Annotated in this window: 6 protein-coding genes; 2 read left to right on the top strand and 4 right to left on the bottom strand. The window is 73.3% G+C overall.

Annotated elements, in window-relative coordinates:
- The first annotated feature begins 141 nt into the window (after positions 1-141).
- Together E1283_RS30200 and E1283_RS39565 are read left to right on the top strand one after the other, a co-directional pair.
- Positions 142-1,494, top strand: a complete 1,353-nt coding sequence (locus E1283_RS30200) for a TIR domain-containing protein (RefSeq protein ID WP_132821352.1) — start codon at positions 142-144, stop codon at positions 1,492-1,494.
- Positions 1,494-3,281, top strand: a complete 1,788-nt coding sequence (locus E1283_RS39565; RefSeq protein WP_132821351.1) for an SPFH domain-containing protein — start codon at positions 1,494-1,496, stop codon at positions 3,279-3,281. Before E1283_RS30200 ends, E1283_RS39565 begins: the two co-directional genes overlap by 1 nt.
- Here E1283_RS39565 and E1283_RS30190 read toward each other — a convergent pair.
- The 4 genes from E1283_RS30190 to E1283_RS30170 all read right to left on the bottom strand — a co-directional run.
- The gene (locus E1283_RS30190) at positions 3,276-3,815 is read right to left on the bottom strand and encodes a toll/interleukin-1 receptor domain-containing protein (RefSeq protein WP_132821350.1); all 540 of its coding nucleotides are present in this window, start codon (positions 3,813-3,815) and stop codon (positions 3,276-3,278) included. The genes E1283_RS39565 and E1283_RS30190 overlap by 6 nt on opposite strands.
- 144 nt (positions 3,816-3,959) lie before the next feature.
- Positions 3,960-5,036, bottom strand: a complete 1,077-nt coding sequence (locus tag E1283_RS30180) for a methyltransferase domain-containing protein (protein ID WP_132821349.1) — start codon at positions 5,034-5,036, stop codon at positions 3,960-3,962.
- 373 nt (positions 5,037-5,409) lie between these two features.
- Positions 5,410-5,622 (bottom strand): hypothetical protein, encoded by a 213-nt coding sequence (locus E1283_RS30175; protein WP_243745205.1) that lies wholly within the window; start codon positions 5,620-5,622, stop codon positions 5,410-5,412.
- Positions 5,623-5,845: 223 nt separating this feature from the next.
- The coding region (locus E1283_RS30170; RefSeq protein ID WP_279571304.1) for a zinc finger domain-containing protein at positions 5,846-5,938 on the bottom strand (93 nt) is incomplete at its 5' end.

Below are 5,938 nucleotides of genomic sequence, written 5' to 3'. Positions count from 1 at the left end.
TGATGCTCCAGGTCACCGACGACGGCAACGGCGGAGCCGACCCGACGGCCGGTTCCGGGCTCGCCGGCCTCGCCGACCGGCTCGGCGCCGTCGACGGCCTCCTCGCCGTCCACTCCCCCGCCGGCGGAGTGGGCCCGGGCCCTGGCCGGTCGGCTCGGCGCGCACGGCGTGCGGGTGCTCCACGACCGGTGCACGCTGCGTCCCGGCCAGGTCGTCGTGCACGCCGTCGAGGAGGCGATCCGGCAGGCCACCACCGGCATCCAGGTGCTCAGCCCGGCCGCCCGCGACGAGCCGTGGCTGTGGCAGGAGTACGCCGCGTTGCTCCACGCCTCCGTCGAGCGCGGGCTGCGACTGATCCCCGTCCTCCACGGCGAGGTCGAGCTGCCGCCCTTCGCGGCCACCCGCGTCCCCATGGACTTCCGCGCGCTCGACGCGGGCCGCCTGGAGGCGAAGGTCGCCGAACTGGCCCGGCTGCTCCTCGACGGCGAGCCGGGCGGCACGCCCGGTCCCTCCCCCGAGGTCCTCGACGCCACCCGCGCCGCCCACCGGCGGCCGCCGGCCGCGCCGACCGAGCCCAACCTGGTGGTCTGCTACGCGCGTTCCGACACCGACTACGGGGAACGTCTCGCGTCGCACCTGCGGGCACACGAGCTCGCCGTCTGGACGATCGGACGCCTCACCTGGGGCGACGACTACCTCTGGCGGATCAGGGAACAGCTGCGGCACGCGCTCGCCGTCATCGTGCTGATGTCCACCGCCGCGCAGGACTCGGCCGACCTCACCCGGGAGATCCTGGAGGGGCAGCGGCACGGCAGGGAGTTCTTCCCCGTACTGCTCGAAGGGGACCGCCACCACCTGTTGGCGAGCAGCTGGTACTTCGACGCGCGCGGCGGCGCCCTGCCGGGCGACGCCGAGCTGCGCCTGTTGCGCCGCCTCGCGGGCGCCGACGAAGGGCCGCCCCCGCCACCGCCGGCCCCGCCACCGCCCGGGCCGCGACCGCCGCGCCCGGGTCCCGCGCCCGGCGGCGAACCGACGGCCCGGCTGCGGCAGTTCCTCGCCGAACGGGAGTTCGCGCACGCCGACCTGCTCACCACCTCGCTGCTCCTGGCCGCCGCCGGCCGCCAGGAGAGCGGCTGGCTGCGGCGGCGCGACGGCGAGCGGCTGCCGGCCGCGCTGCTCACCGAGATCGACGCGGCCTGGTCGGCCGCGTCCGGCGGCCGGCACGGCTTCCGGGCCCAGCGCGGGCGCGCCGGCCTGACCGGCCGCGGCCGGCACGCGGACTTCCTCGAACTCTCCGCGGCCTACGGCTGGCGCGGCTCGCCCGACGAGACGGTGCCGCGCTACGCCGAGTTCGCCACCCGGGGCGGGCCCGGCTTCTACCCGACGTTGCGGAATCCGCAGTGCGAGCAGTACCTGGACTGGTATGACCAGTGGACCGAGACCGCGCTCGCCGTGCACGCGCGGTTACGGGAATGGGAGGGGGAGGCGGCGTGATGGTGGTGATGGTGTTCCTCGTGGTGCTCTTCGGCCTGGCGGCCGGGGCCGGCTGGCTGGCCCTGGCGTCCCGCCGGCAGGTGCCGGCCGGCCGGGTCGGCGTCGTGACCCGGCGGTTCGGCCGTGGCGACGGGCGGTTCAGGTGGGTCACCCCCGAGGACGCGCGGGGCGTGCAGGCCCGCGGCCTGGTCCCCGGTCGGACGTACTGGCTCGATCCGGTGCGCTACTCCGTCGAGTTCGTCGACGTGACGCGGGTGCCGGCCGGCCACATCGGCCTGGTCACCGCCCGCGACGGCATGGCCCGGCCGCCGGACCGCACGCTCGGCCGCGCCGTGGACTGCGACAACTTCCAGGACGGGGAGCGGTTCCTGCTCTCCCACGGCGAGCAGGGCCAGCAGGTCGCCACCCTCGCCGGCGACACCTCGTACCACATCAACACGGCGCTGTTCACCGTGGAGACCGTGCGGCGCACCCACGTCCCGGAGGGCACCGTCGGCCTGGTCATCGCGCGGGGCGGCCGGGTACGGCCGCCGGACCGGCCGTTCGGGCGCTTCGTCGAGTGCGACAACTTCCAGAACGGCGACGCGTTCCTGCGCGGCGGCGGGGAGCAGGGCCGGCAGCTCGCCATCCTCACCGGCGGCACCTCCTACGACATCAACCCCCGGCTCTTCGACGTCGTCACCACCGAGACGGTCGGTCCCGGCCGGCGGTCGGGCCACGGCCTCCGCGACGACGGGCTGACCGCCAGGCACCTGCGGACCATCGCGATCCCCGTCGGCCACATCGGCGTCGTGGTGGCCCTGGACGGCGACCAGCAGCCGGCCGACGAGGAACAGGTCGGGCCCGTCGTTCCCGGCCACCGCAACTTCCGGCTGCCATGGGTGTTCCTGGACGGCGGCGGGCGGCGCGGCGTGCAGCGCGAGACCCTGACCGAGGGTTCGGTCTACGCCGTCAACCCCTGGTTCGTCCGGGTGCTGTTGATCCCCACCCGCCTGCTGTCCCTGGAGTGGACGAAACGGGACGGCGCCAAGGCCAGCCGCTACGACGCGGAACTGCTGCCGATCACGGTCAACATCCAGGGCTACCGGCTCAACGTCGAGCTCTCCCAGAACCTCCAGATCCCCGAGGCGGCCGCGCCCCGCCTGGTCAGCAAGTTCGGCGGCGACACCACGACCTCGGGCCTCGGCGGCCTGGTCGACGATCCGGTGCCGGTCCAGCGCTTCGTGGAACGGGTGCTGGGCAGCACCGTCGAGACGTACTTCAACGCCATCGCCGCCTCCTCGACCGTCGAGGACTTCCTCACCGAACACGCCAGCAACCGCACCGACCTGGCGGCCCAGGTCCGCAACGCGCTGGCCGCCTGGTCGGTGCGGGCGGAGGCCACCAACATGGGCCTCGCGGAGGCCGACGACCCGGAGCTGGACGCGATCCGGCAGCGGATCTTCGTGGCCAGGATGCGCGGCCAGGAGCTCGCCGAGCAGGAGGAGAACGCCGAACGGCTGTCGCGCATCCGGGAGATCGAGCAGCGGACCGAGAAGCGGCAGCGGCAGCTGGACGCGGCCGTCCTGGAGCGGGAGATCGAGCTGCTGGGCCAGGACACCGTGGCCATGCGGCTGTTCCTCACCGAGCTGAAGGTCATGAAGGTGCCGGAGGTCGTCAGCGGCAACGCCGACGAACTGCTGCGCTTCCTGCCCGTCCAGCGCGCCCTCGACCTGATCGACCGGGCCAAGCAGCAGGCCAGGCCGCCCGCCCTGCCGAAGGAGGGGGACGCCGGCGCCGCCTCATGACGCGCGCAACGCCCGCACGATCTCGTCCAGGCGGCGGGCGTACGTCGCCTCGTCCACGCCCCGGAAGTCGGCCGCGAACCGGGTGGCGGCGAACCCGGGCAGCTCCACGTCGCCGACCAGCACCGGCACGAACAGCCGGCCGGTCTCGATCGACCGCTGCATCAGCGCGTGGTACTCCTGCCGCACCCAGCCGCCGGCCAACGCGGTGGGGCCGAACACCAACAGGCCGTGAGCCGCGTCCCTGATGCCCTGCTCCAGGCTGTGCACCCGCACGCCGCCCGGCCGGGCCACCACCTCGTCGTACGCCACCCGCACGCCGGCCGCGGAAAGCCGCCGGGCGAACTCCCGCACCCAGTCCCGGTCGTCGTCCCCGTAGGCGACGAACACGTCGTAGGCCCCGGAGGCCGGCGGGGGCGCCGGGGGGTCGGGATCGGGCCGCCGCCGGGTCCTGCGGACGCCCAGGTACCCGAAGTACGTCCCGAGCACGCCGGCGAGCGTGCCGACCACGCTGAGGACCAACTCGGGCGCACCCACACCCTCCAGGCTACCGAGCGAGCGGACAACCGAACCAGAGGACCTTGCCGGTCCGTGGTCCCGGTGCGGGAAAGCAGGAACGTGGCCGGTCCGGCCCTGATCGGGCCCGATCGGGCCTGGGCCACCTTCGTCGCGAGTCTCTCACTAGGGTGCGAGGTCCACCGACTGGCCCTCGGCCGTGACCGTGAGGCGGTAGTGCGAACGCTTGGGAAAACCAAGTGAACGCCAGCGGTCATACGCCACCGCCACCTCGTCCCAGAGCCGGCGCGGGCCGTGCTGTTCCGTCGAGAACTCGGTGCGGCCCGGCGCGTACTCGATCCTTGCCCACGACCGCCGGTCGTCGGTGAGCAGCCAGTAGGTCCACTCGCCCGAGCCGTCGTCCTCCCAGGTGATCTCGGGCCAGGCGTCCCGCACGCGCAGCGAGATCGCGAACATCGCGTCCGGCGCGTTGAGTTCGCCTGGGTCGAGGTCGGTGGTGCCCGGCGCGCCGCGCTCGCCGTGGTAGATGTCGGAGACGTCAGCGCGCCGGCCCGCCTGGGGCCGGGACCACATGAACGACGGCTGACCGGAGAACCGGCCCGTCCCCACCCCGTCGTGAACGTCGAGCGTCAGATACGAGTACGAGTGGAAGCTGCTGCCGAACGGCGTGACGATCCGCCCCCCGTCGCGGGTCTGGGACAGCAACTCGGGGGTGATCTCCCGCAGCGTGCACGTGCTGACGATCCGGTCGTAGGGGGCGCCGGGCGCGAAGCCGCGTGCCCCGTCCGCGACGACGAGCCGGGGCGCGTACCCGGCGGCCACGAGGTGGTGGCGGGCCTGGTCGTGCAGCCGCTCGTCGATCTCGACGGACGTGACGTTGTCCGAGCCGAGCCGGTGGCACAGCCACGCCGCGTGGTAGCCGGTGGCGGTGCCGATCTCCAGCACCCGCTGCCCCTCGTGGACGTCCAGCAGCTCCAACATCTCCAGCATCCGCGACGGTTGGGACGATGAGGACGTCGGAACGCCACGCCCGCCCTCGGCGCCGTCGTCCACCTGGGTGACCACCGACCGGTCGCTGTAGACGGCGGCCAACCACTCCTTCTCGTCCACCGTGCGATCGAGCCCCGGGCACACGTCCGGAACGAACCCGGCCCGATCCACGGCGGCGACCGTGTCCCCCCACTCGGGCGGCAGAGAGCCGCTGTCCCGCAGGGTCTCGACGAGCCGCCGCATCGTGGTCATTCGAAGGTGTCCTTCCGCCTACTGCTCCTCCGGCGGGCTCGGCGGCGACGGCGGAGGCGTGACCGGCCCCGGCCACTGACCGTCGCTCTCGCGCGGGGACTGCCTCTTGTCCCCCTCCTCGCCGTTCTTGCCATCGCTGTGCTTGCCGCCCATGGCGCCCTCCCGGCTCGGTGAACCCTACGGCTGAGGGATGCCCGCGTGTGGTGTACGGCAAGGAGGCGCGTGGAAGCGCGACCGAGGCGCAGCGCCGAGCGCAAGCGCCCGGCTTACCCGATGCCCGACACCGGCATCGGCGCAAGCCGGTCGAAGACCACCGCGTCCGGGATCTGTGGGTTGTGACAGCCCAGTGGGTGCGCGTCCTGCCGCTCGGGGTTCAGCCAGGAGGATCGCCTTCCGGCTGGACCACGATGCCGCCCATGTGGGCCTCACCGGCCTGGTAGCGAACGTCGTCGATCAGCACCATGCCATCGGCCGTGACCTGCTCGCATTCAGTGCCGTCGGCAAGGTGAACCGCCCGGAAGCCGCCGCTGAGGCTGGTGTTCCCCATCGTGATCCGGCGTCCCGCCAGATCCGTTGCCCGGTTCACGCATCCCCCGCACAACGCTCTCGGGTATCGGGGAGACCACGGCCTGGGGGTGCCGTCGTGAGGGCACGTGTCCATTGAACGTCGGTGTGCTTGTTGGCGTCCCATGACAGCTACGGTGTCACGGCTGGCAGAACAGGCGGAACTTCGTGGAACATCCGCAACCTACCGCGCGGGCCGGCCAGTTGGACTGACAGACAAGACGAACCCTTGGTCGGCATCGCGCCTACCCCGGCTGGCAGTGCGGGCACCAGACGGTGGTGCGGCCGGCCACCCGGCCGTGGGCGAGGGGGGTGTCGCAGCGCGGGCAGGTCGGGGC

Origin of the sequence: Streptomyces hainanensis (assembly GCF_004348415.1) — a bacterium.
In the GTDB taxonomy this organism is placed as follows: domain Bacteria; phylum Actinomycetota; class Actinomycetes; order Streptomycetales; family Streptomycetaceae; genus Streptomyces; species Streptomyces hainanensis.
This window is presented reverse-complemented; position numbering and strand designations above follow the sequence as displayed.